28 protein-coding genes are annotated in these 23,670 nt (G+C 72.0%); 14 read left to right on the top strand and 14 right to left on the bottom strand.

The window, feature by feature from the left end:
- The first annotated feature begins 78 nt into the window (after nucleotides 1-78).
- The 3 genes from LG391_RS29280 to LG391_RS29290 all read left to right on the top strand — a co-directional run bounded on the left by LG391_RS29280 (nucleotide 79) and on the right by LG391_RS29290 (nucleotide 1,758).
- Nucleotides 79-414 carry a cupin domain-containing protein gene (locus tag LG391_RS29280; RefSeq protein ID WP_225771717.1) on the top strand — a complete coding sequence of 112 codons (336 nt, stop codon included), beginning with the start codon at nucleotides 79-81 and terminating at the stop codon, nucleotides 412-414.
- Nucleotides 415-444: 30 nt separating this feature from the next.
- Nucleotides 445-855, top strand: a complete 411-nt coding sequence (locus LG391_RS29285) for a VOC family protein (protein WP_225771719.1) — start codon at nucleotides 445-447, stop codon at nucleotides 853-855.
- 120 nt (nucleotides 856-975) lie between these two features.
- Nucleotides 976-1,758 carry a thioredoxin family protein gene (locus LG391_RS29290; RefSeq protein ID WP_225771721.1) on the top strand — a complete coding sequence of 261 codons (783 nt, stop codon included), beginning with the start codon at nucleotides 976-978 and terminating at the stop codon, nucleotides 1,756-1,758.
- A gap of 78 nt (nucleotides 1,759-1,836) precedes the next feature.
- On the opposite strand, the gene LG391_RS29295 is transcribed toward LG391_RS29290, so the two are convergent.
- Both LG391_RS29295 and LG391_RS29300 read right to left on the bottom strand, forming a co-directional pair.
- Entirely contained in the window at nucleotides 1,837-2,157 is a 321-nt protein-coding gene (locus tag LG391_RS29295) for a hypothetical protein (RefSeq protein WP_225771723.1), read from the bottom strand.
- A gap of 261 nt (nucleotides 2,158-2,418) precedes the next feature.
- A complete protein-coding gene (locus tag LG391_RS29300) occupies nucleotides 2,419-3,294 on the bottom strand; it encodes a LysR substrate-binding domain-containing protein (protein ID WP_225771725.1) in 876 nt (291 codons plus the stop codon).
- Nucleotides 3,295-3,409: 115 nt separating this feature from the next.
- Here LG391_RS29300 and LG391_RS29305 point away from each other — a divergent pair, with 115 nt between their 5' ends.
- The gene (locus LG391_RS29305) at nucleotides 3,410-4,318 is read left to right on the top strand and encodes a PhzF family phenazine biosynthesis protein (RefSeq protein WP_225771727.1); all 909 of its coding nucleotides are present in this window, start codon (nucleotides 3,410-3,412) and stop codon (nucleotides 4,316-4,318) included.
- A gap of 21 nt (nucleotides 4,319-4,339) precedes the next feature.
- The gene (locus LG391_RS29310) at nucleotides 4,340-4,732 is read left to right on the top strand and encodes a RidA family protein (RefSeq protein ID WP_225771729.1); all 393 of its coding nucleotides are present in this window, start codon (nucleotides 4,340-4,342) and stop codon (nucleotides 4,730-4,732) included.
- 36 nt (nucleotides 4,733-4,768) lie between these two features.
- Here LG391_RS29310 and LG391_RS29315 read toward each other — a convergent pair whose 3' ends face one another.
- Both LG391_RS29315 and LG391_RS29320 read right to left on the bottom strand, forming a co-directional pair.
- On the bottom strand, nucleotides 4,769-5,356 hold the full coding sequence (locus LG391_RS29315) for an ActR/PrrA/RegA family redox response regulator transcription factor (RefSeq protein ID WP_225771731.1): 588 nt from the start codon (nucleotides 5,354-5,356) through the stop codon (nucleotides 4,769-4,771).
- Entirely contained in the window at nucleotides 5,353-6,750 is a 1,398-nt protein-coding gene (locus LG391_RS29320) for an ActS/PrrB/RegB family redox-sensitive histidine kinase (protein ID WP_225771733.1), read from the bottom strand. Before LG391_RS29320 ends, LG391_RS29315 begins: the two co-directional genes overlap by 4 nt.
- On the opposite strand from LG391_RS29320, the gene LG391_RS29325 reads away from it, so the two are divergent.
- Both LG391_RS29325 and LG391_RS29330 read left to right on the top strand, forming a co-directional pair.
- Nucleotides 6,739-7,521, top strand: a complete 783-nt coding sequence (locus LG391_RS29325) for an ABC transporter ATP-binding protein (RefSeq protein WP_225771734.1) — start codon at nucleotides 6,739-6,741, stop codon at nucleotides 7,519-7,521. The genes LG391_RS29320 and LG391_RS29325 overlap by 12 nt on opposite strands.
- An 11-nt stretch (nucleotides 7,522-7,532) precedes the next feature.
- On the top strand, nucleotides 7,533-8,363 hold the full coding sequence (locus LG391_RS29330; protein WP_225771736.1) for an ABC transporter permease: 831 nt from the start codon (nucleotides 7,533-7,535) through the stop codon (nucleotides 8,361-8,363).
- Between the two features lie 10 nt (nucleotides 8,364-8,373).
- On the opposite strand, the gene LG391_RS29335 is transcribed toward LG391_RS29330, so the two are convergent.
- From LG391_RS29335 to LG391_RS29345, 3 genes are all read right to left on the bottom strand, one after another.
- Nucleotides 8,374-8,967: an exopolysaccharide biosynthesis protein gene (locus LG391_RS29335; RefSeq protein ID WP_225771738.1), complete on the bottom strand. Its 594-nt coding sequence runs from the start codon at nucleotides 8,965-8,967 to the stop codon at nucleotides 8,374-8,376.
- A 145-nt stretch (nucleotides 8,968-9,112) separates the two neighbouring features.
- Nucleotides 9,113-9,412 carry a YkgJ family cysteine cluster protein gene (locus LG391_RS29340; protein WP_225771740.1) on the bottom strand — a complete coding sequence of 100 codons (300 nt, stop codon included), beginning with the start codon at nucleotides 9,410-9,412 and terminating at the stop codon, nucleotides 9,113-9,115.
- 23 nt (nucleotides 9,413-9,435) lie between these two features.
- Nucleotides 9,436-9,681: a hypothetical protein gene (locus LG391_RS29345; protein ID WP_225771742.1), complete on the bottom strand. Its 246-nt coding sequence runs from the start codon at nucleotides 9,679-9,681 to the stop codon at nucleotides 9,436-9,438.
- Between the two features lie 371 nt (nucleotides 9,682-10,052).
- Here LG391_RS29345 and LG391_RS29350 point away from each other — a divergent pair, with 371 nt between their 5' ends.
- Together LG391_RS29350 and LG391_RS29355 are read left to right on the top strand one after the other, a co-directional pair.
- Nucleotides 10,053-10,268 carry a hypothetical protein gene (locus tag LG391_RS29350; protein ID WP_225771744.1) on the top strand — a complete coding sequence of 72 codons (216 nt, stop codon included), beginning with the start codon at nucleotides 10,053-10,055 and terminating at the stop codon, nucleotides 10,266-10,268.
- A 35-nt stretch (nucleotides 10,269-10,303) separates the two neighbouring features.
- The gene (locus tag LG391_RS29355) at nucleotides 10,304-10,561 is read left to right on the top strand and encodes a hypothetical protein (protein WP_225771746.1); all 258 of its coding nucleotides are present in this window, start codon (nucleotides 10,304-10,306) and stop codon (nucleotides 10,559-10,561) included.
- A gap of 10 nt (nucleotides 10,562-10,571) precedes the next feature.
- On the opposite strand, the gene LG391_RS29360 is transcribed toward LG391_RS29355, so the two are convergent.
- Nucleotides 10,572-11,528, bottom strand: a complete 957-nt coding sequence (locus LG391_RS29360; protein ID WP_225771748.1) for a threonine dehydratase — start codon at nucleotides 11,526-11,528, stop codon at nucleotides 10,572-10,574.
- Between the two features lie 86 nt (nucleotides 11,529-11,614).
- Here LG391_RS29360 and LG391_RS29365 point away from each other — a divergent pair, with 86 nt between their 5' ends.
- Nucleotides 11,615-12,982, top strand: coding sequence for a PLP-dependent aminotransferase family protein (locus LG391_RS29365; protein ID WP_225771750.1), 1,368 nt, complete (start codon nucleotides 11,615-11,617; stop codon nucleotides 12,980-12,982).
- Between the two features lie 112 nt (nucleotides 12,983-13,094).
- Here the strand turns inward: LG391_RS29365 and LG391_RS29370 are convergent, their stop codons facing one another.
- On the bottom strand, nucleotides 13,095-13,592 hold the full coding sequence (locus LG391_RS29370) for an LEA type 2 family protein (protein ID WP_225771751.1): 498 nt from the start codon (nucleotides 13,590-13,592) through the stop codon (nucleotides 13,095-13,097).
- 100 nt (nucleotides 13,593-13,692) lie between these two features.
- Between LG391_RS29370 and LG391_RS29375 the strand changes: the two genes are divergently transcribed.
- Nucleotides 13,693-14,214: a cupin domain-containing protein gene (locus tag LG391_RS29375; RefSeq protein WP_225771753.1), complete on the top strand. Its 522-nt coding sequence runs from the start codon at nucleotides 13,693-13,695 to the stop codon at nucleotides 14,212-14,214.
- A gap of 9 nt (nucleotides 14,215-14,223) precedes the next feature.
- Here LG391_RS29375 and LG391_RS29380 read toward each other — a convergent pair whose 3' ends face one another.
- Nucleotides 14,224-14,577 (bottom strand): YciI family protein, encoded by a 354-nt coding sequence (locus tag LG391_RS29380; RefSeq protein ID WP_225771755.1) that lies wholly within the window; start codon nucleotides 14,575-14,577, stop codon nucleotides 14,224-14,226.
- 351 nt (nucleotides 14,578-14,928) lie between these two features.
- Between LG391_RS29380 and LG391_RS29385 the strand changes: the two genes are divergently transcribed.
- Nucleotides 14,929-16,047, top strand: coding sequence for an efflux RND transporter periplasmic adaptor subunit (locus LG391_RS29385; RefSeq protein WP_374200800.1), 1,119 nt, complete (start codon nucleotides 14,929-14,931; stop codon nucleotides 16,045-16,047).
- A 5-nt stretch (nucleotides 16,048-16,052) separates the two neighbouring features.
- Entirely contained in the window at nucleotides 16,053-18,011 is a 1,959-nt protein-coding gene (locus tag LG391_RS29390; protein ID WP_225771759.1) for a MacB family efflux pump subunit, read from the top strand.
- A gap of 6 nt (nucleotides 18,012-18,017) precedes the next feature.
- Here the strand turns inward: LG391_RS29390 and LG391_RS29395 are convergent, their stop codons facing one another.
- From LG391_RS29395 to LG391_RS29410, 4 genes are all read right to left on the bottom strand, one after another.
- Nucleotides 18,018-19,781: an adenylate/guanylate cyclase domain-containing protein gene (locus LG391_RS29395; RefSeq protein WP_225771761.1), complete on the bottom strand. Its 1,764-nt coding sequence runs from the start codon at nucleotides 19,779-19,781 to the stop codon at nucleotides 18,018-18,020.
- Between the two features lie 49 nt (nucleotides 19,782-19,830).
- Entirely contained in the window at nucleotides 19,831-20,286 is a 456-nt protein-coding gene (locus tag LG391_RS29400) for a PaaI family thioesterase (RefSeq protein ID WP_225771763.1), read from the bottom strand.
- Nucleotides 20,287-20,289: 3 nt separating this feature from the next.
- A complete protein-coding gene (cobT, locus tag LG391_RS29405; RefSeq protein WP_225771765.1) occupies nucleotides 20,290-21,324 on the bottom strand; it encodes a nicotinate-nucleotide--dimethylbenzimidazole phosphoribosyltransferase in 1,035 nt (344 codons plus the stop codon).
- Nucleotides 21,325-21,401: 77 nt separating this feature from the next.
- Nucleotides 21,402-21,854: an NUDIX hydrolase gene (locus LG391_RS29410; RefSeq protein ID WP_225771767.1), complete on the bottom strand. Its 453-nt coding sequence runs from the start codon at nucleotides 21,852-21,854 to the stop codon at nucleotides 21,402-21,404.
- Nucleotides 21,855-22,004: 150 nt separating this feature from the next.
- Here LG391_RS29410 and LG391_RS29415 point away from each other — a divergent pair, with 150 nt between their 5' ends.
- Entirely contained in the window at nucleotides 22,005-23,669 is a 1,665-nt protein-coding gene (locus LG391_RS29415; RefSeq protein ID WP_225771769.1) for a Na/Pi cotransporter family protein, read from the top strand.
- Nucleotide 23,670 lies beyond the last annotated feature (1 nt).

The following is a 23,670-nucleotide window of genomic DNA, read 5'->3' on the forward strand; positions in this document are numbered from 1 at the left end:
ACGAGAAGATATATTGTCTCATATATCTTCTCACGAAGATAACCTTGCCGCTGTGGCGGCGCACGAGGGAGGAGCCCGATGTTCCAGGTTCGTCGCCATCAGGAGCCGCAGCCGGGCCAGAGCCGGACCGTCCGCTTCGAGGGCCGTGATTTCGGCAGCCAGGTGTCGTTCTTCCTGGTCGACGCCGCGCCGGGCCAGGGATCGGCGCTGCATGTGCACCCCTATCCGGAGACCTGGGTGGTCCGGACGGGCAAGGCCGAGTTCACCGTGGGCGGCGAGACGACGAGAGCCTATCCGGGCGACATCGTCGTGGCCGCCGCCAATGTGCCGCATCGCTTCGAGAACACCGGCGCCGGTCGGCTCGAGCTGATCGGCATCCATCCCAGCGACACGATCGTTCAGGCGCTGGTCTAGGGCGAAACCGCGGACACAAGGAGAGTTGCCATGCCGAAGATGATCTTCGTGAACCTGCCGGTGGCGGATCTCGCGGCCTCGATCCGCTTCTACCAGGCGATCGGCTGCGAGAAGAACGAGCAGTTCAGCGACGACCGGGCCGCGTCGATGGTGTGGTCCGACGCCATCACCTTCCAGCTGCTGACGCAGGACTATTTCCAGACCTTCGCGCCGCGGCCGCTGGCGAAGCCGCGGGAGGCGATCGGCATGCTGATCGCCCTGTCGCGCGACAGCCGGGCGGAGGTGGACGCCATCACCGAGGCCGCGGCAGCCGCCGGCGGCAGGGCCGACATCCGCGAGCGCCAGGATCTGGGCTTCATGTATGGCCGCAGCTTCGAGGACCCCGACGGCCATGTCTTCGAGCCGATCTGGATGGATATGCAGGCCGCGGCGGGCGAATAGCGGACTCGCGCCACACTTGTCACTCCCGCTGTCCGGCACCCGGACCCAAGCTATCTCACGATCAACACCGGGCGATGCGCCTCGGCACGAGGCATCCGCCCGAATTCGGAGGAGATAGCCATGACCGCATCAGCCGGGACCGGACAGCCCGTCCTGCGCACGCCGCCGGTGGTGTCGCCGGAGGCATGGGAGGCGGCGCGCCAGCAGCTGCTGGTGAAGGAGAAGGCCCACACCCGCGCCCGCGACGCCCTGGCCGCGGAGCGCCGGCGGATGCCGTGGATGGAGGTGAGGACGGACTACGTGTTCGAGGGGCCTGCCGGCAAGGCCGGCCTGCTCGACCTGTTCGACGGAAGGCGCCAGCTGATCGTCTACCGCGCCTTCTTCGAGCCGGGCGTGTTCGGCTGGCCGGACCATGCCTGCCGCGGCTGCTCCATGGTGGCCGACCAGGTCGCCCACCTGGCCCATCTGAACGCCCGCGACACCACCCTGGTCTTCGTCTCGCGCGCGCCGCAGGCCGACATCGCGCGGCTGAAGGCGCGGATGGGCTGGACCATGCCGTGGTTCACCATCACCGACGGCTTCGACGCCGATTTCGGCGTGGACGAGTGGCACGGCACCAACGTGTTCTTCCGCGACGCCGGCCGCGTGTTCCGCACCTACTTCATCAACAACCGCGGCGACGAACAGATGGGGGGCACCTGGAACTACCTCGACATCACGCCGCTGGGCCGGCAGGAGGTGTGGGAGGATTCGCCCGAAGGCTATCCCCAGACTCCGACCTACAAATGGTGGAACTGGCACGACAGCTACGTCGAGGGCGCGGCGCCCGACAAGCGGTGGGTCGAGGTGTCGGACGCCGGCGAGGCGGCGTTCCGGAACCGGGAGGCGGGAGAGAAGCCGTAAGCCTGGGCGGGCGGATCCGGCAGGCGGCGACGGTCCGCCGGAGAGGACGTCACCGATGTCCCGGGTGGCGCCCGTCGATCAATCGAACGGGATCGTGACGGTGATCCCCGGCGGGGGTGTCGGGGCGACCACGACGGGCGGGCGCTCATAGTAGTAGGCGGGCGGGCGCTCGTAATAGCCCCGCGGCCGATACCGGCGCGGCCCGTCGCATTTCACCTCTTCCTTGTACTCGCCGTCATCCCATTTGCGCTCGTACTTGCAGCGGCCGTCGCGCCATTCCTGCTTGTAGTCTCCGCCGCGCCAGCCGTGGCCGCTCTCGTCCTTCCAGGGATCGGCCATGGCGGCGGCCGGCGCCAGGAGGAGGGCGGCCGCGACGGCATATTCCAACACTTTGAACATCCTGATCTCGCCTCTCGGCATCGGGTCCAGCCCGCTCCCGCTCCTGCATGAAACAAATGCCCTGAGGCAACGTTCCGGGACACTGTCGACTGAGGGAGCCCTCACGCGCCTTGATCATGATGATGCTCGGGCGCCTTCTATTCCAGGAATCTCGGACGATCACCCTGCAGCCGAATTCAGTCGGGCAGCATCCCGTGCGAGATGGTCGGGTCCCGTTGTCCGCCCCTCTGCCGCCGTTCCCGGCTTCAGCCGGATCGCGCATCAGCCGCCGAGCGCGCCCGTGAGCCAGGTCCGGAACCGGGCGACCTCGGGGCGGCGCCAGCGGGCGGGGGTGGAGACCAGCCAGTAGCCGAGGCCGGCGTCGATGCTGTCGGGAAAGGCGCGGACCAGGCGGCCGGACGCCAGCGCCTCCTCGACCAGCAGCGGCCAGGCCAGCCAGAGCCCGTGGCCGGCCAAAGCCGCCTCGACCGCCAACGACGCGTCGGGGAAGCGCCGGCGCGGATGGGCGGCGAGGGCGGCGGGGCCGCCGGCCGCCAGCCAGGCGTCCCAGCCGAACAGGCTCTGCTCGTCCTCGATCAGCGCCACCGCCCGCGCCGGCCCGGCCGCCGGGTCGGCCAGGGCGGCGGCGACCGCCGGGGCCGCGACCGGGATCAGCGGCTGCGGCGCCACCAGCTCGGCCTTCAGGCCGGGCCAGCGGCCGCGGCCGAAGCGGATGCCCAGATCGATGTCCTCGCGGTCGAACCCGACCAGCCGGCTGGTGGTGACCAGCCGCACCTCCAGCTCCGGATGGCGCGCGGCGAGGCCGACCAGCCGCGGCACCAGCCATTTCGCCGCGAAGGCCAGGCCGCAGGTGACGGTCACGGCGCCGCGCTCCTGCGCCGTCGCCTCGGCCACCGCCGCGGCGATGCGCTGGAAGCCCTCGCCCAGCCCCGGCAGCAGGCGCCGCCCGGCCGCGGTCGGAACCAGCCCGGCCTCGGTCCGCTCGAACAGGCCGAGGCCTAGCTGCTGCTCCAGCCCGCGCAACCTGTGGCTGACCGCGCTCGGGGTCACACCCAGCGCCGCCGCGGCGCGGGAGAGCGAGCCGAGCCGGCCCACAGCCTCGGCGGCCTGCAGCGCGTTCAGGGAGGGCAGGGCCATCGCGGTCTCCTGAGATTTTCTCAACAGCAATTGAAGACATCTCGATTGGATCGGGCCGGCTTGCAACCGAATTATGGATCGAGGCCGCTGAAGCCAGCTCAACCGGATGTCGCCGATGACCGTCCCGCGCACCCTCCCGTTCTTTCTGGTCGACGTCTTCGCCGACGAGCCGCTGGCGGGCAATCCGCTGGCCGTGGTGCCGGAGGCGGACGGGCTGGAGGACGACCTGCTGCGCCGGATCGCGCGCGAGCTGAACCAGTCCGAGACCACCTTCCTGCTGGCGCCGACCGAGCCCGACGCGGCAGCCCGGCTGCGGTCCTTCACCCCGGCCGGGGCCGAGGTCTCGGGCGCCGGCCACAACGCGCTCGGCGCCTGGTGGTGGCTGGCGGAATCGGGGCGGCTCGGCCCGCTCGGCGAGGGCCTGGCGCTGCGGCAGCAGCTCGGCGGCCGGCTGCTGCCGGTCGCGGTCGAGGCGCGGGGCGGCAGGCTGGCCGCGATCGGCCTGACCCAGGGGGAGCCGCAGGCCCTGGCGGAGCATCCCGAACCGGCCGCGCTGGCGGCGGCGCTGGGCCTGCGGGGCGACGACCTGCTGCCCGGTCCCCGCACGGTCTCGACCGGCGCGCCGCATCTCCTGGTCCAGGCCCGCGACCGCGCCGCGGTCGCCGCGGCCGGTCCGGACGCGGCCCGCCTGCTGGCAGAGCTCCACCGGGCCGGGGCGCAGGGCTGCTACCTGTACAGCCTCGACCCGGCCGACCCTGAGGCTGCGGCCCATGCCCGCTTCTTCAACCCGACCGTCGGGCTGTGGGAGGATCCGGCGACCGGCAGCGCCGCCGGCCCGCTGGCCTGGCACCTCGCCTCACGCGGCTTGGTGCCGGCGTCCGGCGAGCTCGTGATCGAACAGGGCCACGCGCTCGGCCGCCCCAGCCGCATCGCGGTGCGGCTTGAATCCAACCCGGATGGTTCCAGCCGGGTCGAGCTGCGCGGCCGCTGCGTCACCGTCGCCGGCGGCACGCTCCATCTCTGACGCTTACCGAAAGGACAGACCATGATCGGAACCCGCATCTTCACCGGCTCGCCCTATGAGGACCGGGCCGGCTACGCCCGGGCCGTGGTGGCCGACGGCTGGGTCTTCGTCTCCGGCACCACCGGCTTCGATCCGCAGGACTTCTCCTTTCCGGAGGATGTCGAGAGCCAGTGCGAGAACTGCTTCCGCAACATCGCCTGGGCGCTCGGCCAGGCCGGGGCGGGGCTGGAGCACCTGGTGCGGGTGGTGATCTATGTCACGAGCCAGGCGGAGTTCGAGCGCATCGTGCCGATCATCCGCCGCCATTGCGACGCGGCGCGGCCGGCCAACACCACGATCTTCGCCCAGCTGGTGCAGCCGCATATGCGGGTCGAGATCGAGGCGACGGCCCGGCTGCCGCAGGCGGCGGGCTGATCGTCGGGGGCTGGTCCGAAACCAGAGTGCCAGCCCCTACCCGCGCGGGGCGTGCTTGTTCAGGATCCGCTGCAGGGTGCGGCGGTGCATCTTCAGCCGGCGCGCCGTCTCCGACACGTTGCGGTCGCACTGCTCGAACACGCGCTGGATGTGCTCCCACCGCACCCGGTCGGCCGACATCGGGTTCTCCGGCGGCGGCGGCAGCTTCTCGTCCGGGTTCAGCAGCGCCGCCTCGATCTGGTCGGCATCGGTCGGCTTGGCCAGGTAGTCGACGGCGCCGGCCTTCACCGCGGCCACCGCCGTGGCGATGTTGCCGTAGCCGGTCAGCATGATCACCCGGCTGTCCGGCCGCGCCTCGTGCAGCACCGGCACGATGTCGAGCCCGTTGCCATCGCCCAGCCGCAGGTCCAGCACGGCGAAGGCGGGGGCGACGCGGCGGGCCAGGTCGATGCCGGTGGCCAGGCCGTCGGCGGTCACCACCTCGAAGCCCCGCTTCTCCATGGCGCGGGCCAGGCGGGTGCGGAAGGCAACGTCGTCGTCGACGATCAGCAGGCTCTTGGCCGCGTCGCGCGCCGGCAGCGGCGCCGGCTGGTCGGGGGTCAGGGTGGCAGGGGTGATGGTCATGCCCAGGTCCTTTCTTTCCTCTCAAATTTGTGTCGCGGCCACGCAACTGCAATAACCGCGCCCCCTTGCGGGCCATTCGAGAAGGACAATTGGGCCCCGCTGTGCTCGAGCAGCGTGGCCGCGATGAAGATGCCGAGACCCATATGGTCGCTGTCCTCGCCGCGGCCGGAGACATAGGGTTCGCCCAGCCGGCCCAGCAGGGCCAGCGGGAAGCCCGGTCCGTCGTCGACGATCTTCAGCACCACGGTCTTCGGTCCATATTCGGCGCTGATCTCGACCCGGTTTCGGGCGAATTGCAGCGCGTTCTGGATCAGGTTGCCCAGGCCGTGGATCAGCTCCGGCGTCCGCCGCAGCACCAGCGTCTGGCCCGGCGGGCCGTCGGCGGCGGTGATGGACAGGCGCCGGTTCTCGGAATGCAGGTAGGTCTCGGCCGCCGCCCCGGCCAGCGCCGGCAGGCTCATCAGCCGGAACGGATCCTCGTCGTCCGGCTCCGGCCGCCGCGCCAGCTCGGTCAGGATGTCGCGGCAGCGGTTGACCTCCTGCTCCAGGAGGGCGATGTCCTCGGCCATCGGGCTGTCGGCCGGCACGTCGCGCCGCATCTCGCGCGCGATCAGGGTGATGGTGCCGAGCGGCGTGCCCAGCTGGTGCGCCGCCGCCGCCGCCAGGCCGCCCAGCAGCGAGATCCGCTGCTCGCGCTCCAGCGCCAGCTGGGTGGCGCCGAGCGCGTCCGACACCTGGCGGGCATCGGCCGCCACCTGCCAGACGTAGTTCGAGACGAACAGGATGGCGATGCCCATCGCCAGCCCGACGCCGAGATGGTAGGGCGACCCGCTGGAGGGCATGCCGCCCGGCAGCGGGTAGTGCCAGAAGGCCAGCAGCACGACGCCGGCGAGGGCCAGGCCGGTCAGCGTCGTCGTGCTGCGGTAGCTGAGCAGCGTGGCCGAGACCGTCAGCGGCGCCAGCATCAGCACCACGAAGGGGTTCAGAAGGCCGCCGGTGAGGAACAGCAGCGCCACCAGCTGGCACATGTCGTAGCCGAGATAGAGGGCCGCATCCCGTTCCACCAGCCGCAGTCGCCACTTGCCCTGGACGACGGCGGCGACGTTCAGCGCCACCGAGATGCCGACGATGGCCAGCGCCGGCCACAGCGGCAGCTCGTAGCCCAGCCAGTAATGCACGAACAGGATGGTGGCGGCCTGGCCGGCGACGGCGACCCAGCGGATCTTGATCAGGGTGATCTGGCTGATCCGCGCCCGCATGCGCCGGCCGGGCACCGCGTCGGACGCCTCCGGCAGCGGCCGCAGCGCCGGGTTGCGCCCGGCCTCCGCCGCCGGATCGACCCCGGCCCCCTGGTCATTCTCGGGCCTCTGGTCATTTTTGGAATGGCCGTCCATTCTCGCTCCATGCTCTCCGACGGCGTCATCATAGCGGAGCGCCTGTCCAAGCGCTTCCATCCCGGCGCCGCGCCCGCGGTCGACGGCATCTCCTTCGTGGTGCCGCGCGGCTCGACCGTCGCCCTCCTGGGCGGCAACGGCGCCGGCAAGACCACCACGATCTCGATGCTGCTCGGCCTGCTGCTGCCGTCCGGCGGCCGCATCACCGTGCTCGGCCACGACATGGCGCGGGACCGCTGGGCCGTCCTGCCCCGGATGAACTTCTCCAGTCCCTATGTCGATCTGCCGCACCGGCTGACGGTGCGCGAGAACCTGGCGGTCTACGCCCGGCTCTACGGCGTGCGCGACCGCCGCCGCCGCATCGCCGAGCTGGCCGAGCTGCTGGACCTGACCGGATTCCTCGACCGGGCGTCCGGCAAATTGTCGGCCGGGCAAAAGACCCGGGTGGCGCTGGCCAAGGCGCTGGTCAACGCGCCGGAGCTGCTGCTGCTGGACGAGCCGACCGCCTCGCTCGACCCCGACACCGGCGACTGGGTGCGCGGCATGCTGGAGCGCTACCGGGCCGAGCGCGGGGCGACCATCCTCCTGGCCAGCCACAACATGGACGAGGTCGAGCGGCTGAGCGACCAGGTGCTGATGATGAAGGCCGGCAGGATCGTCGACCAGGGCTCGCCCGACCACCTCATCGCCAAATACGGCCGCAGCGACCTCGAGGAGGTGTTCCTCGACATCGCCCGCAGCCGCGGCGCGCTGGGCCAGGCGGCGCAATGACCGGCGGCGCCATGAGCGGGACCCACGCTTCTCCGCCCGCCCTGCGCGGCTCCGCCGGCGGCCGGATCGCCGCGGTGATGCTGCGCCACCTCTACATCCTGCGCGGCTCGATCCCGCGGCTGATCGAGCTCGCCTACTGGCCCACCGTGCAGATGGTGGTCTGGGGCCTGATCACCGAGAGCCTGGCGCCGGCGATGAACTGGCAGGCCCAGGCCGCGGGCGTGCTGATCTCGGCGGTGCTGCTGTGGGACCTGCTGTTCCGGGCCCAGCTCGGCATGTCGATCTCCTTCCTCGAGGAGATGTGGAGCCGCAATCTCGGCCATCTCTTCGTCAGCCCGCTGCGGCCCTGGGAATGGGTGGCGTCGCTGATGGCGATGAGCCTGATCCGCACCCTGGTCGGGGTGGTGCCGGCGGCGCTGCTGGCGATCCTGCTGTACCACTGGAACATCTTCTCGCTCGGCCTGCCGCTGCTGGCCTTCTTCGTCAACCTGATCGTCACCGGCTGGGCCGTGGCGCTGGTCGTGCTGGCGCTGATCCTGCGCTACGGCATGGGGGCGGAGGGGCTGGCCTGGGCCATCGTCTTCGCCATCTCGCCGATCAGCGCGATCTACTATCCGGTCTCGGTGCTGCCCGGCTGGCTGCAATGGGTGGCCCTGGCGCTGCCGCCGGCCCATGTGTTCGAGGGCATGCGCGGCCTGCTGCACGGCCAGGGCTTCGCCATGGCCCATTTCCTCGCCGCGGCCGGCCTCAACGTGATCTGGCTCGGCCTCGGCTGCGCCGCCTTCCTCCGGGGCTTCCGCACCGCGCGCAACCGCGGCTCGCTGCTGCAGCAGGGGGAGTAGGCGCGCCCTGCTAGAAGAATCCCCGCACCCAGCCCAGCTCACCCATCGTCTGCCAGACGGCGCCGGCGGCGATGGCGAGCAGCAGGGCGGAGGCCGCGAGGGCGACGCAGAGCAGGATCCCGTCCTCCTCCAGATAGGCGATGGCGAGCAGGGCGATCGCCAGGGCGGGAGGGATGTTGCTCAGGGGGACCGGGGCCAGCAGCAGCACGCCGAGCAGCAGCACCACGAGGCCGACGCCGCGCTTGGTCGCCTCGAACGGCGTCGGCCAGCGCGGATGGATGAAGCCTTCGAGGGTGCGCAGCACCGTCGAGGCACGGCGGAGGGTGCGCGTCAGCCCCTCGGTCCGCACGCTGCGCCCGGCGACGCGGCGGGGAAAGGCCGGTCCGGCATGGCCCAGCATCATCTGCACCGCCAGGATGGCCAGCAGCGGGGCGACGACGGCGGATGCGCCCGGCATTGCCCCGAGCAGCGCCAGCAGCAGCATGACCAAGCCGAAAGAGCGGTCGCCCAGCCGGTCCACCAGCCAGCCCAAGGTCACGCGCTCGGTATCGGCATCGCGCAGCAGGTCGTCGAGCAGGGCGGAGGTCGGGACTCGGGTCGTCATCTCGCCGGCAGGATAGCCGAAGGCTCTGTTGCCGGCAGCCGATCCTGGCCCGGGTCTGCCCGCGGCCGGCAGCAGCCAGCGCAGCGCCTTCAGATCAGTGGTCGCCGGGGCAGGCGGGTCGGCGCCGCGCGATCGGCCGGCGCGCTCACGCCGCCAGCCCCAGCCCGGCCCGCGCGATCCGGCAGGCGTCGTCGCCCGGCACGCAGTCGCGGCAGACCACCGGCCGGTCGGCATAGACCGCGCAGCGGGGGGAGCGGCCGATCTCGCCCTCCAAGGCGGCGCAGCGGTCGCCGTCGCAGCGCATCACGTCATCGTCGCGATAGCGGCGGGGAACACGCTCGATCTCGGCCTCACTCTCGGTCCAGAATCGCGGCCAGTCGCGAGAGAAGGCGCAACAGGCGCCGCAGGCCTGGCAGTCGAACGCCGCGGCCCCGGCGCGGGACATCTCGTAGCCCATCCCGGCCCCGGTCAGGCGCTGCGCCGCTTGCGCGGGGTGCGCTCCAGGGTGTCGGCGCCGCGCGGCACGTCGGAGAGATCGGTTTCGGGCACCATGCGCTCCTCGGTCCCGAGCACGCTGCGCACCCGGTAGAGCCGGCCGGAGGATTCGCTCGGGTAGTGGGCCACCACCGTGTAGGCGCCGGCGATGGCGGTGCTGGGGCTGGGTCGCCGCCAGATATAGACGGTGCTGCCCACGGCATATCGGTTGTCGGTCATTCCAGCATTTCTGCGCCCGGCGGGGAGCGCGGTGAGGGGGCGGCCCGTCCATCGCGTCGCGGCCGGAACCGGCGGGACGCGCGTGATCGCAGGGGCGCTCCGTCGCCACGGGCACTCTGCGCATCGAGCCTCAATAAATCCTGAGAAAAAGCAGTTTAGAATGAATCCAGGATCGTGTCTGCAAAAATCGCCCGATACGGCGTTTCCAGATACATTTCAAGATGTCGTGGTGCCTGTCGCGGTTTGATTTTTCCGCGATCCTCTGGAAATTTGAAGGTTGCACGACCATGGCCGGTCATCTCGCAATATTATCTGGCCAAGACGGGGCCGCCGGGCCATGCTGGCCGGCGAACCGACAAGGACATCCGGATATGACGGCAGGTGACATCCGCCTCTCGGCGCTGGGCAAGGACGTTGGATCCGCGAAGACGGCCGAGCGCCAGGCCCGCGAGGCGCGCCAGGACGCCGAACGCTATGCGCGGCGCGGCAACATGACCATGCATGCGATCTCGCTGCAGGCCGCCCGGGACCTCGAGGCCGCGGTCGCCGCCCATCGCGACGCCCCGGCGCCGAAGGAGCGCCGTTGACCGCCAGGGCCGGCGCGGCGGGCCGGAGGAGACCGATGGCGTTCTACAAGCTGTATCCCCGGGACTGGAACGACGAGAGCTGGCGCGGCGAGACCCGGTCCGTGCTGATCGTCCGGGCCGGGAGCGAGACGGAGGCGCGGGCCACGGCCAGCGCCTGGGACAGGCCCTCCGACCATGCCGAGCAGGCGCGGTGGTCGCAGCGCTGGACCTCGCCCGAGGTGACCCGCTGCAAGGAGCTGGCCGGGGACGGCGAGCCGGAGGTCCTCCTGGCCGGGCGGCGGCGCCGGCCGTGACCTCGCGTCTCTAACCCTCCGCCAGAATCCGCCGCGCCACCGCCAGGTCGATGTTGCCGCCGGTCAGGATCAGGCCGACGCGCCGGCCCTGCATCCGCCCGCGCTCCTGCAGCAGCGCCGCCAGGGCGGCTGCGCCCGCGCCCTCGGCCAGGTTGTGGGTGTCGGTCCAGTACGCGCGCAGGGCGGCGGCGACCTCGTCGTCGGTGACCCGGACGATGCGGTCCGCGCCGGCCCGCACGATGGCGAAGGCCTCCGGGTCCGGCACCCGGCAGGCCATGCCGTCGGCGAAGGTGCGGGCGGTCTCGGTCGTCACCACGCGCCCGGCCTCGACCGATAGCGCCATCGCCGGTGCCTCGGTCGAGACCACGCCGACGATCCGGGTTTTCAGGCCCAAGAGGTCCCGGGTGCGGATCAGGCCGCTGATGCCCGACCCCATGCCGATCGGCACGTAGACGGTGTCGAGATCCTTGACCGCCCGGAACAGCTCCAGCGCATAGGTGGCGGCGCCGCGCATCAGGTCGGGGTGGAAGGCCGGCGCCATCTCCAGCCCGCGCGCCTCGGACAGATGCCTGGCATGGGCATAGGCCTCGTCGAAGTCGCTTCCATGCTCCACCAGATCGGCCCCGAAGGCGCGCATGGCGGCGTTCTTCTCCACCGAATTGCCGTGCGGCACCACCACGGTGACGGCCAGGCCGGTGCCACGGGCGGCGAAGGGCAGGCTCTGGCCGTGATTGCCGCGCGTCGCCGTGACGATGCCGCGGACATCCGGCCGGCGGCGGCGCAGCGCATCGATGAAGACCAGGCCGTTGCGCGCCTTGTAGGCGCCGATCGGGGTGTGGTTCTCGTGCTTGACCCAGACCTCGCAGCCGGTGCGCGCGGCCAAGAGCGGCCAGGCGAATTGCGGGGTCGGCGGCATGGTTGCATGCACCAGCCGGGCGGCATCCTCGAGGGCGGTCAGGTCGAACATGGGTCGGCGTTCCGATGGCGGGATTGACCCCAGCATCGGCGGAGCGGATTGTGTGGGTCAACGAAGACATTGTCTGGCAGACAAGAATGTGGGTGCCGAGCCTGGCGGGGCGCAGCCCGGTGCGCTATCTCGCCATCGTCGAGGCGCTGGCCGACGCCATCGCCGCCGGCGAGCTGCGGCCCGGCGAGCGCCTGCCGACCCATCGCGATCTGGCCTGGAAGCTCGGTCTGAACGTCAGCACCGTGACCCAGGCGTATCGCGAGGCGGCGCGGCGCCACCTCGTATCGGGCGAGGTCGGGCGCGGCACCTATGTGCTGGCGGCCAGCCGCGAGGCGGTGCTGTTCGGCCTCAAGGCGGCGGTGCCGGGCGCGCCGGCGCCGATCGACCTGTCGACCAACGTCCCGGCGGTCGACCCGGACAGCGCCGACCTCGCCGCCGTCCTGGCCGCGGTCGCCGCCGAGGGCCGGATCGACGCCGCCCTGGCCTATCACCCGCCGGCGCTGCTGCAGCGGGCCGGGATCGCCGGCGCCGCCTGGCTGGCCGCCCGCGGGCTGCATCTCAGGCCCGCCGATGTGGTGCCCTGCGCCGGGGCCCAGGCGGCGCTGACCGCGGTGCTGCTGCAGCTCTGCGCCCCCGGCGACCCGGTGCTGGTCGAGGAGCTGGCCTTCCCGGGCCTGAAGGCGGCGGCGCGCTGGCTGCGCCTGCCGCTGCACGGCGTCGCCATGGATGGCGAGGGCGTGCTGCCCGAGGCGTTGGACCGCGCCGTCCGCGCCACCGGCGCCCGGGTCGCGGTGCTGGTGCCGAACCTGCAGAACCCGACCGGCGCGGTGATGGGGCCGGCGCGGCAGGCCGAGATCGCATCGGTCGCCCGCCGCCGCGGGCTGTGGCTGGTCGAGGACGACGCCTATGGCGCGCTGACCGACCGGCCGCCGCTGGTGGCGCTGGCGCCGGAGCGCGGCGTGCTGGTCACCAGCCTGTCCAAGACCGTGGCGGCCGGGCTGCGCTTTGGCCTGGTCGCCGGGGCCTGCGCCCCGGTGCGGGATCTGGCCGGGCAGATCCACGCCACCAGCTGGCCGCTGGCGCCGCTGATGGGCGAGGTCGCCTGCCGCTGGATCGAGGACGGCACCGCCGCCCGGCGCCTGGCCTGGCAGCGGGCGGAGATCGCGGCCCGGCACGCCCAGGCCCGCCGCGCCCTGCCCGGGCTGGTGCCGCCGGGCCGGGCTGCCAGCCCGCATCTCTGGCTGCCGCGGGACGGCGATGCCGCCGCGGCCCGCTGCCTCGCCGCCGGGGTCGAGGTGGTGGCCGCCGATGTCTTCGCGGTGACGCGCGAAGCGCCGCAGGGCCTGCGGCTCAGCCTTGCCGCCGCAGGCAGCCGGGCCGAGCTGGCGGAGGCGCTGGCGCGCGTGCAAGGCGTTCTGAGCGATCCGAGCCTGTCCGAGACCGCGCTGGCGTGAGTCGGCTGGTGGTGGTTTCGAGAACCGGCGCGCAGCGCACGTTTGGTGCGTGAGCACCGGAAGCTTCGAGTCCGCCATCAGACGGCCGCGCCAGTAGCGGTATCGGACAGGCTCAGAACGGCAGCAGCGAATCCCTCAGCGTGTCGCGCAGCGAGAACACCGTGCCCTCGTCGCGGTAGGGGATCTGGCGGCCGGCGCTCAGGAACACGCCTTCGACCTGCCATTTCAGCTCGCCGCGGCGGCCGATCGTGGCCAGCTGGTCGACCAGGCCGAGGCCGGAGCCGCGCATCGGCACCGATACCTCGCGCTCGCCATGCGCCGGCAGCAGGAAGGCCCGGTCGGTCCGGCCGCTGCCGAACTCTCGCCCGTTCATCTCGATCGCCGCGGTCATGGCGTCGACCTGCAACCCGGTGCCGGCCTGTTCCTCGACCCGCAGCAGCGCCTCCCAGCGCTGCTCGAACATGGTCGCGTCCAGGGGCCGCAGGTCGATGATGCGGACCCGCGGCGGCGGCGGCCCGGCGAAGGGCGCCCCGCAGGCGGCGAGGGCGCCTGCCGGCAGGAGGGCGAGGAGGGCGCGGCGGTCGATCGGTCGGCGTGTGGGTCGGCTCATGGTCCTCGAGGCTCGGCGGCGAATCTGTCAGCGACATGGCATCGGCGCCGACGCTCGGCTAGCCTCGCACCATCGCGTCACGCTGCTCGGGGGAGGCATCATGGCACCGACCGACCGTCCGTCCTGCATCGCGCATTGGACCGAGATCGAAGGGCCGGACGACCACCATTATCGCGGCGACGACGAGCTGCTCAGCATCGGCGCGCCCTTCGGCCGGCATTTCGGCCTGACCCGCATCGGCATCCATCACGAGCGGCTGCCGCCCGGCCGCCGCACCTCCTACCCGCATGCCGAGAGCCATGAGGAGGAGTTCGTCTACGTCCTCGAGGGCACGCCGGACGCTTGGCTCGACGGCGTGCTGCACCGTCTCGGGCCCGGGGACGCGGTCGGCTTCCCGGCCGGCACCGGCCAGTGCCACACCTTCATCAACAACACCGAGGCCGAGGTGCGCCTGCTGGTGGTCGGCGAGGCGCCGAAGCCGGAGAACCGCATCATCTATCCGCGTAACCCGGAGCGGAAGCCGATGCGCTCCGACTGGTGGGACGACGCGCCGGCCCGCCCGATGGGCGACCATGACGGCCTGCCGGACAAGGTCCGGGCCCGGCGGGCGGGGAAGGGATAAGGGCAGGCCCTACTCCCCCATCGTCGGCTGCTCGCGCACCTCGATGCTGCCCATGGCCGCCATCGGCGAGGTCGACGCGATGGCGACCGCCTCGTCCATGTCGCGGGCCTCGATCAGCATGAAGCCGCCGACATGCTCCTTGGTCTCGGCATAGGGGCCGTCGGTGACCGAGGGCCTGTCGCCGCGGCGCCGCACGATCCGGGCGGTCTCCGGCTCGGCCAGCGGGCCGCAGTCGATGAGATGGCCGCTGCGGCGGAGCTCGTCGTCACCGGCCATGCAGCGGCGCGTCAGGTCGCGGCCTTGCTCGGGCGACAGCCGGCCGATCAGGGCGCGGTCGACATGGACGATCAGCAGGTAGCGCATCCCGGGCCTCCTTCGGTTCCGCTCCTGGTCGTCCGGCAGGGACCGGGATCGACATCGCAGGACCGGAAACCGAAGCAGGATACGCCCGGTTACAATAATTCCTCACTGCGGCAACGCTGGGACATACGCCAGCCCATTTTCCCGGCTATAAAAGCCCGCTCGCCGCCCGGTCAGCACGGGCCCTTCATCCGGACCCGGAGCGGACCCATCGTCACCAGCACCACCACGTCCCCGGCGCGCCCCCGTCGCAAACGGGGGCGGTTCACCGCCGTCGCCGCGATCCTGGCCCTGCTCGCCGTCGGCGGCCTGGCGGCCTGGCACTGGCTGTCGCCGCCCGCCGCCGTGCCCCGGATGACGGCGGTGGCCGCCATCGGCGACGTCGAGGAATCGGTCCTGGCCACCGGAACCCTGAAGCCGAAGCGGCTGGTCGCGGTCGGCGCCCAGGCGTCCGGCCGCATCGTCTCGCTGAAGGTCGCGCTGGGCCAGAAGGTGGCGAAGGGCGACCTGGTGGCCGAGATCGACAGCCTGACCCAGCAGAACGCCCTGCGGAAGGCCCAGGCTTCGCTGGCCAATCTGCGGGCGCAGCGGACCGAGAAGGAAGCGACGCTGACGCTGAACCGGCTGACCCTGGCCCGGCAGAAGGCGATGGCGGCGCAGCGCGCCTCGTCCCAGGCCGATCTGGAATCGGCGCAGGCGAATGTCGACGTCACCGAGGCCCAGATCGAGCAGCTCGACGCCCAGATCGTCGAGGGCCAGGTGGAGATCGAGACGGCGCAGGTCGATCTCGGATACACCCGCATCACCGCCCCGTCGGACGGCACCGTTCTGGCGATCGTCAGCCAGGAGGGGCAGACGGTGAACGCCAGCCAATCCACCCCGACCATCGTCGTCCTCGGCGACCTCGACACCATGACCGTGCGGGCGGAGATCTCGGAGGCCGACGTCGTCGCCGTGCGGCCCGGCCAGCCGGTCTACTTCACCATCCTGGGCGACCGGGACCATCGCTACGATGCAAAGCTGACGTCGATCGAGCCGGCGCCGGAGTCGATCCGCAACGATTCCAGCTTCAGCACCACCTCCACCGCCTCGTCCAGCTCCAGTTCCAGCAGCTCCTCGTCGAGTTCCTCGGCGATCTACTATATCGGCACCTTCGAGGTGCCGAACGCCGACGGCCACCTGCGGACCTACATGACGGCCGAGGTGCACATCGTGCTGGGCCAGGCCCGCGGCGTGGTGACCATCCCCTCCGCCGCCCTGGGCGCCCGCGCCGCCGACGGCAGCTATACCGTCCAGGTCGTCGGCGCCGACGGCGTCACCACCCAGCCGCGCCAGGTCCGGATCGGGCTGAACGACAAGACCATCGCCGAGGTGCGGTCGGGGCTCAGCGCCGGCGAACGGGTGGTGACCGGGGGGCTCGAGGCCCAGGCCACCGCCGCCCCATCCGGCCCTCCCGGCCCCCCAGGGTCGTGACCGCCATGAGCGAACCGCTGATCGTGCTGCGCGGTCTGCGCCGCGAATTCCCGTCGGGCGAGGGCACGATCGCGGCGCTGCGCGACATCGACCTGACCATTGAGGCGGGCGAGATGGTGGCGATCGTCGGCGCCTCGGGCTCCGGCAAATCCACCCTGATGAACATCCTCGGCTGCCTCGACCGGCCCACCGCCGGCAGCTACCGCATCCGCGGGCGGGAGACCGCGGCGCTGGAGGCGGACGAGCTGGCGGCGCTGCGGCGCGAGCATTTCGGCTTCATCTTCCAGCGCTACCACCTGCTGGGCGAGCTGACGGCGCTGGGCAATGTCGCGATCCCCGCGGTCTATGCCGGCCAGAGGGCGGAGGAGCGGCACGCGCGCGCGGCCGCCCTTCTGGGCCGGCTGGGCATGGCGGACCGGGTCGGCCACCGGCCGGGCCAGCTGTCGGGCGGGCAGCAGCAGCGCGTGTCGATCGCCCGGGCGCTGATGAACGGCGCCGACGTGGTGCTGGCCGACGAGCCGACGGGTGCCCTGGACCGGCACAGCGGCGAGGAGGTGCTGCGCATCCTGGCCGAGCTGCAGGCCGAGGGACGGACGGTCATCATCGTCACCCACGACATGGCGGTGGCCAGCCGGGCCCAGCGGATCATCGAGATCAGCGACGGCGCCATCGTTGCCGACCGCCGGGCGCCGACCGGGGACCGTGCCGCCGCGGCGTCCCGGCTGCGGCCGCAGGGCGCGCCGCTGCGTCCATGGCTGGCCTTCCTGAACCGGCTGCGCGAAGCCTTCCGCATGGCGCTGCTGGCGATGAATGCGCACCGCCTGCGCACCGTGCTGACGATGCTCGGCATCATCATCGGCATCGCCTCGGTGGTGTGCATGGTGGCGCTGGGCCAGGGCACCCAGCAGCGGGTGCTGGCCGAGATCGCCGATCTGGGCACCAACACGCTGGAGGTCTTCGCCGGCAAGGATTTCGGCGACGTCCGCTCGGCCAAGGTGACGACGCTGGTGGTGGCCGATGCCGACCAGCTGGCCCGCCAGCCCTATGTCGCCGGCGTCACGCCGACGGTGTCGACCACCAGCACCGTGCGCTACGGCGCGCGCGAATCCAGCGCCCTGGTCAACGGGGTCGGCGCCCAGTACTTCACGGTGCGCGGCACCAAGCTGCTGCGCGGCCGGCTGTTCGACGCCGACGGCGCGCGGTCGCTGTCGCAGGACGTCGTGATCGACGAGGAGACGGCCAAGACCATGTTCCCGGACCCCGGCGAGGATCCGCTCGGCCGGATCCTCCTGGTCGGCAAGGTGCCGTGCCGGGTGATCGGCGTGGTCGAGACCCAGCAGGGCGGCTTCGGCGGCAGCCAGAACCTGTCGCTGTACCTGCCCTACACCACGGTGCAGGCCCGCTTCATGGGCAACACCTCGCTGCGCAGCATCACCGTCCGCGTCGCCGACGACATCAGCACCGATCTCGCGGAGGCGGCGGTGACCCGGTTCCTGACCCAGCGGCACGGCAGCAAGGACTTCTTCATCCTCAACACCGACGACATCCGCCGCACCATCAGCAGCGCCACCCAGCTGCTGACGCTGCTGATCGCGGGCATCGCGGTGATCTCGCTGCTCGTCGGCGGCATCGGGGTGATGAACATCATGCTGGTGTCGGTGTCGGAGCGGGTGTCCGAGATCGGCGTGCGCATGGCGGTGGGCGCCCGGCAGGGGGACATCCTGCAGCAGTTCCTGATCGAGGCCGTGCTGGTGTGCCTGATCGGCGGCGTGCTGGGCATCGGCCTCGCCCTCGGCCTCGGCGCGGTGGTCGGCGCCGCGGTCCCGATGATCGGGCTGATCTACTCCACGGCCTCGATCGTCGCCGCCTTCCTGTGCTCCACCCTGATCGGGGTCGCCTTCGGCTACCTGCCGGCCCGCAACGCCTCCCGCCTCGACCCGGTGGTGGCGCTGTCGCGCGATTAGCGGCCGCTACTCCGGCAGCCCGGCCCGGCGCAGCGCGTCGAGATAGCGGTCCATCACCTCGGCCGGCTTCCACGGCACGCCGGCGCGGGTGTTGGCGATGGTGGCGCCGGGCGCGACAGCCAACAGGCCGGCCAGCGCGGTCTTCGCCTCGTCGGCCCGGCCCAGCGCCGACAGCGCCGCCGCCAGCAGCCGGTGGGCCACCGGGAAGGCCGGGTACAGATGGAGCGCCTGGCGCGCCTCTTCGGCCGCCCGCTCGTCGTCGCCCTCGGCGAAGGCGGCGAGGCCGAGGAAGGCGTGGCACCAGTGGTTGGCAGGGTCGCGCGGGCTCAGCCGCAGCGCCGTGCGCAGCGCCTGCCGTGCCTGCTCCGCCTGGCCCGACAGGGCGTAGTGGCCGCCGCCCAGCATGTAGGCGAAGGCCAGGTTGGGGTTGATCGCCAGCGCCGTCTCCAGCCGCCGTTCGGCCTCGTCGAAGCGGCGCAGGAACAGGGCGACCATGCCCAGAACGGTCTGTGCCTCGGCGTCGCGCGGGTCCAGGTCCACCGCCTGGCGCGCCATCGCTTCGGCCGCCGCCAGCGACCGGCCGGGGTCGGCGCTGCGCCCGAACAGCACGTCCCAGACGTCGCACATGGCATGGACGACGCGGGCGCGGGCCAGGCCGGGGTCCAGCGCGATCGCCTGGGCCGCGAAGGTGCGGGCCTGGGTGCCGTCCTCCGCGGTCAGGCGCCAGGCGTGCCAGCCGGCGCGCATGACGCAGTCCCAGGCATCCATGCCAGCCGGGTCCAGCCGCCGGGCGCGGCGCATCTCGGCGCCGATCAGCTCGGGCGCCACCACGCCGACGATGCTGTCGGTGATCTCGTCCTGCACCGCGAACAGGTCGTCGATCCGGCGGTCGTAGCGCTCGGCCCAGAGATGGGCGCCGGTCGTGGCGTCGATCAGCTGGCCGGTGATCCGCATCCGGTCGCCGCCCTTGCGCACGCTGCCCTCCAGCACGTAGCGGACGCCCAGCTCGGCCCCCACCTGCTTCACGTCGACCGGCCCGCCCTTGTAGGTGAAGGAGGAGTTGCGGGCGATCACCAGGAAGCCGCGGTGCCGCGACAGGCCGGTGATGATGTCCTCGGCGATGCCGTCGGCGAAGTATTCCTGGTCGCGGTCGGCGCTCATGTCCTGGAACGCCAGCACCGCGATGGACGGTCTGGCCGGGGCGCCTGCGGCGCCGGGCGCGACCTCGGCCCCGCCGGCGGGTTCCAGCCGCACCCGGTACACCCGCACCGGCTTCTGGATGTTCTTCAGGTGCTGCTGGCCGAGGTCGTCGAAGGCCAGGTCCAGCTTGCCGATCACCTGGTCGAACACGCTGGCGGTGATGGAGATGCCGCCGGGCTCGGCCATGCCTTCGAGGCGGGCGGCGATGTTGACGCCGTCGCCCAGGATGTCGTCGCCGGCGATGACGATGTCGCCCAGGTTGATGCCGGCGCGGTACTGGATGCGCCGGTCGGGCGGCTGCCCGGCCTCGGCCTCGGCCACCGCGCGCTGGATCCGCACCGCGGCGTCCAGCGCGTCGACGACGCTGCCGAACTCGACCAGCATGCCGTCGCCGGTGGTCTTGACGACACGGCCGCCATGGCTGCGCAGCGCCGGCTCGATCAGCTCGCGGCGATGCGCCTTCTGCCGGGCGATGGTGCCGGCCTCGTCGGCCTCGACATGCCGGGAATAGCCGACCATGTCGATCGCCAGGATCGCGGCAAGCCTGCGGGTCACGCGGTCGGTGCTCAAGACGGGTCCCAGCCTGGTGCGCGCCGCCGGCACCTTACCGCCCGGCTTCCTAATCCGCCACCCCGTCGCGGCCCTCGATGGTCATCAGGGTGGCGGTCAGGAAGGCGATCAGCCGCTCCTTCCCGTCCGCCTCGGCGAAGACCTCGGTCTGCGCCAGGGTCAGGGTGCGTCCGGCCTTGACGACGCGCCCGCGAGCCAGGATGCGCTCGCCGACCGCCGGGGCCAGCAGGTTGATTTTGAACTCGGTGGTCAGCACCCCGGCGCCGGGCGGCATCAGGCTGAGCGCGGCATAGCCCGCGGCGGTGTCCGCGATCGCCGAAACCGCGCCGGCATGGACGAAGCCGTGCTGCTGCGACACCGCCGGGCCTGGCGTCAGCGCGATCTCGACCGCGCCGGGCTCTGCCCGCAGGATCGAGGCGCCGAGCGTCCGCATCAGCCCCTGCCTGTCGAAGCTGGCCTGGACGCGGTCCCGGAAGTCCGGGTCCTTCGGGGTCGGAGGGGTCATGGGTCAGCCCTTGTCGCTCACCCCGGCCTGGGCGAAGGTGGCCATGCCCTCGTGGCAGGCCAGGGCCCCGCGGACCAGGCCGATCGCCAGCGCGGCGCCGGAGCCCTCGCCGAGCCGCATGCCGAGGTCCAGCAGCGCCGTGCGCCCCAGCTTCTCCAGCAGCCGGCGATGCCCCGGCTCGGCCGAGACATGGGCGACCTGGCAATGGTCCAGCGCATGTCGGTCGGCGGCCCACAGCACCGCGGCGGCGGCGGTGCAGGTGTAGCCGTCCAGCAGCACCGGGATGCGCGCCATCCGCGCCGCCAGCACCGCGCCGGCGATCGCCGCCAGCTCCAGCCCGCCGAGGTGGCGCAGCACCTCGAGCGGATCGGTCATGGCCTTGCCGTGGACGGCGACGCCCTTGGCCACGACCTCGGCCTTGCGCTCGAGGCCGGCGGCGTCGACGCCGGTGCCGGGGCCGACCCAGTCGGCCGCCTCGCCGCCGAACAGCGCCGTCGCCAGGGCGGCGCCCGAGGTGGTGTTGCCGATGCCCATCTCGCCCAGGCACAGCAGGTCGATGCCCGGCTCCACCGCCATCATGCCGTAGGCCATGGCACGGACGCATTCGGCCTCGGTCATCGCCGGGGCGATGGTGAAGTCGGCGGTCGGGTGCTCGAGGTCCAGCTCATAGACGCGCAGGTCGCTGTCGGCGGCCTGGCACAACTGGTTCACCGCGGCGCCGCCGGCGACGAAGTTCTTCACCATCTGCGCCGTCACCGCCACCGGATAGGCGGAGACGCCCTGGGCCACGGCGACGCCGTGGTTGCCGGCGAAGACGGCGACGCGAGGCCGGCGCAGCTGCGGCGGGTGCTTGCCCTGCCCCCCCGCCATCCACCCCGCCCGATCTTCCAGCCGCCCCAGCGACCCGGGCGGCTTGGTCAGCTGGCGGTCGCGCTCGCGCACCGCCGTGCCGGCCTCGAGGTCCGGCCCCGGCAGGTGGCGCAGCAGGGCGCGGATCTCGTCGAGGGTGTCGGGCAGGGGCGTCTGGGTCTGGGCCATGGCGGGGGCGTCCGGTTGCGGAAGCGCGGACCCTGCCACCAAAGCGATGCGGCGTCAAAACCCTGGCCGGGCGCCCTTCACTCCGCTGCCTTGCGCGCCTCCAGCCGCCGGACGAAGCCGGCGACCACGTCGCGCAGGCCGGCATCATCCAGCAGGTCCAGCGCCTCCTCGGGGCTGCACCACCGGGTCTCGCGCTCGTGCCGCTCGGGCCAGGTCCTGTGCTGCCGCTCCACCTTCAGCGGGAAGACGCCGACCTCGCAGGGCACGCTCACCCCCTCCTCCAGCCATTTGTCGTAGACGAAGCTGCCGATCGGCTTCGTTCCGATGGTGCCGCGCACCCCGGCCTCCTCATAGGCCTCGCGCGCCGCCGATTTCGACGGCTTCAGCCCCTTGATCGGCCAGCCTTTCGGGATGATCCAGCGCCGCGTCTCGCGCGAGGTGACGAGCAGGATCTCGACCGCGCCGTCCCGCCCCGCCCGGTAGGGCAGGGCGCCGTGCTGCACCCGGACGGCCTTGGTCTTGCCCGGCATCCCCGTCCTCCGCCATCGAGCCCGGCCTTGATCGGCCCCGGCAAATCAGGAACCATCGCGATGTTCCCGCCGTTCCGATCACCCGGCCCGTCCGACACAAAGCCTATGTGAAGACAAGAGCGGAGGCGATTGCCTTTCGAAGGCCCGAGGATGAGCTTTCCCGTCACCCTGATCGACCTGGCTGGCTATATCGCCCTGCTGCTGTGGGGCACGCATATGGTGCAGACCGGCATCCAGCGCACCTTCGGGCCGAAACTGCGCTCGATCCTCGGCAGCGCGCTGAAGAACCGGTTCCGGGCCTTCCTCGCCGGCATCGGCGTCACCGCGGTGCTGCAGAGCAGCACGGCCACCGGGCTGATGGTGGCGGGCTTCGCCGCCGGCGGGCTGGTCGAGCTGGTGCCGGCCCTGGCGGTGATGCTCGGCGCCAATGTCGGCACCACGCTGATCGTGCAGGTGCTGTCCTTCGACGTGGCGGCCGCGGCGCCGGTGCTGATCCTGATCGGCTTCCTCCTGTTCCGGCGCGACACCAGCACCCCGACGCATGATCTCGGCCGGGTGTTCATCGGGCTCGGCCTGATGCTGATGGCGCTGCACCAGCTGCTGCAGCTGATGACGCCCTATGAGGATGCGCCCAGCCTGCGCCTGCTGCTCGGCGCCATCTCGACCGAACCGGTCCTCGACGTGCTGCTGGCCGCGGCCTTCACCTGGGCGGTGCATTCCAGCGTCGCCGTGGTGCTGCTGATCATGTCGCTGGCCGCCAACGGCGTGGTGCCGCCGGAGGCCGCCTTCGCCCTGGTGCTGGGGGCCAATCTCGGCACCGCGATCAACCCGGTGATCGAAGGCGTGTCCAGCGACGATCCCGCCGCCAAGCGGCTGCCGATCGGCAACCTCGCCAACCGGGTGCTCGGCGTCATCGTGGCGCTGGTCCTGCTGCGGTGGATCGGGCCGCTGATGGTGACGATCGATCCCGACGAATCCCGCGCCGTCGCCGATTTCCACACCCTGTTCAACCTGGCGCTCGCGATCGTCTTCTTCCCGCTGCTCACCCCCTATGCCGCGCTGCTGCAGCGCCTGCTGCCGCGCCGCGTCGACCCGGCCGACCCGTCGCGGCCGCTGTATCTCGACGCCGCGGCGCGGGAAACGCCGATCGTCGCCCTCGGCGGCGCCGCGCGCGAGGCGATGCGCCTGTCGGACGTGCTGGAGACGATGCTGCACGGCGCCCGCGACGCGCTGCACAAGGGGGACCGCAAGCTGATCGCCGAGACGCGGCGGATGGACGACGTGCTCGACCACCTCAACACCGCGATCAAGACCTACCTGACCTCGCTGGACCCCGAATCGCTCAGCGACTCCGACCACCGCCGGCTGGGCGAGATCCTGAACTTCGCCATGAACATGGAGCAGGCGGGCGACGTGATCGACCGCAACCTGCTGCCGCACGCGGCCAAGCGGCTGAAGCGCGGCCTGGCGTTCTCGAAAGAAGGGGAGGCCGAGCTGCTGGCGATGATGGACCGCCTCGTCACCAACCTGCGCACCGCCGCGTCGCTGTTCATGACCGACGACCGCCGCGCCGCGCGCCTGCTGGTCGACGAGAAGGTGGCGTTTCGCGACCTCGAGGCGGCGGCCACCCAGTCGCATTTCGACCGGCTGCGCGCCGGCCGCCGCGACACGGCCGAGACCAGCGCCCTGCATCTCGACCTGCTGCGCGACATGAAGCGGGTCAACGGCCATATCGTGGCGGCCGCGGCCTACCCGGTGCTGGAGCGCTCGGGCGAGCTGCTGCCCAGCCGGGTCGCCGACGGCGAGGGCGCCTGAG

Source organism: Inquilinus sp. Marseille-Q2685 (genome assembly GCF_916619195.1).
Lineage (GTDB): Bacteria > Pseudomonadota > Alphaproteobacteria > DSM-16000 > Inquilinaceae > Inquilinus.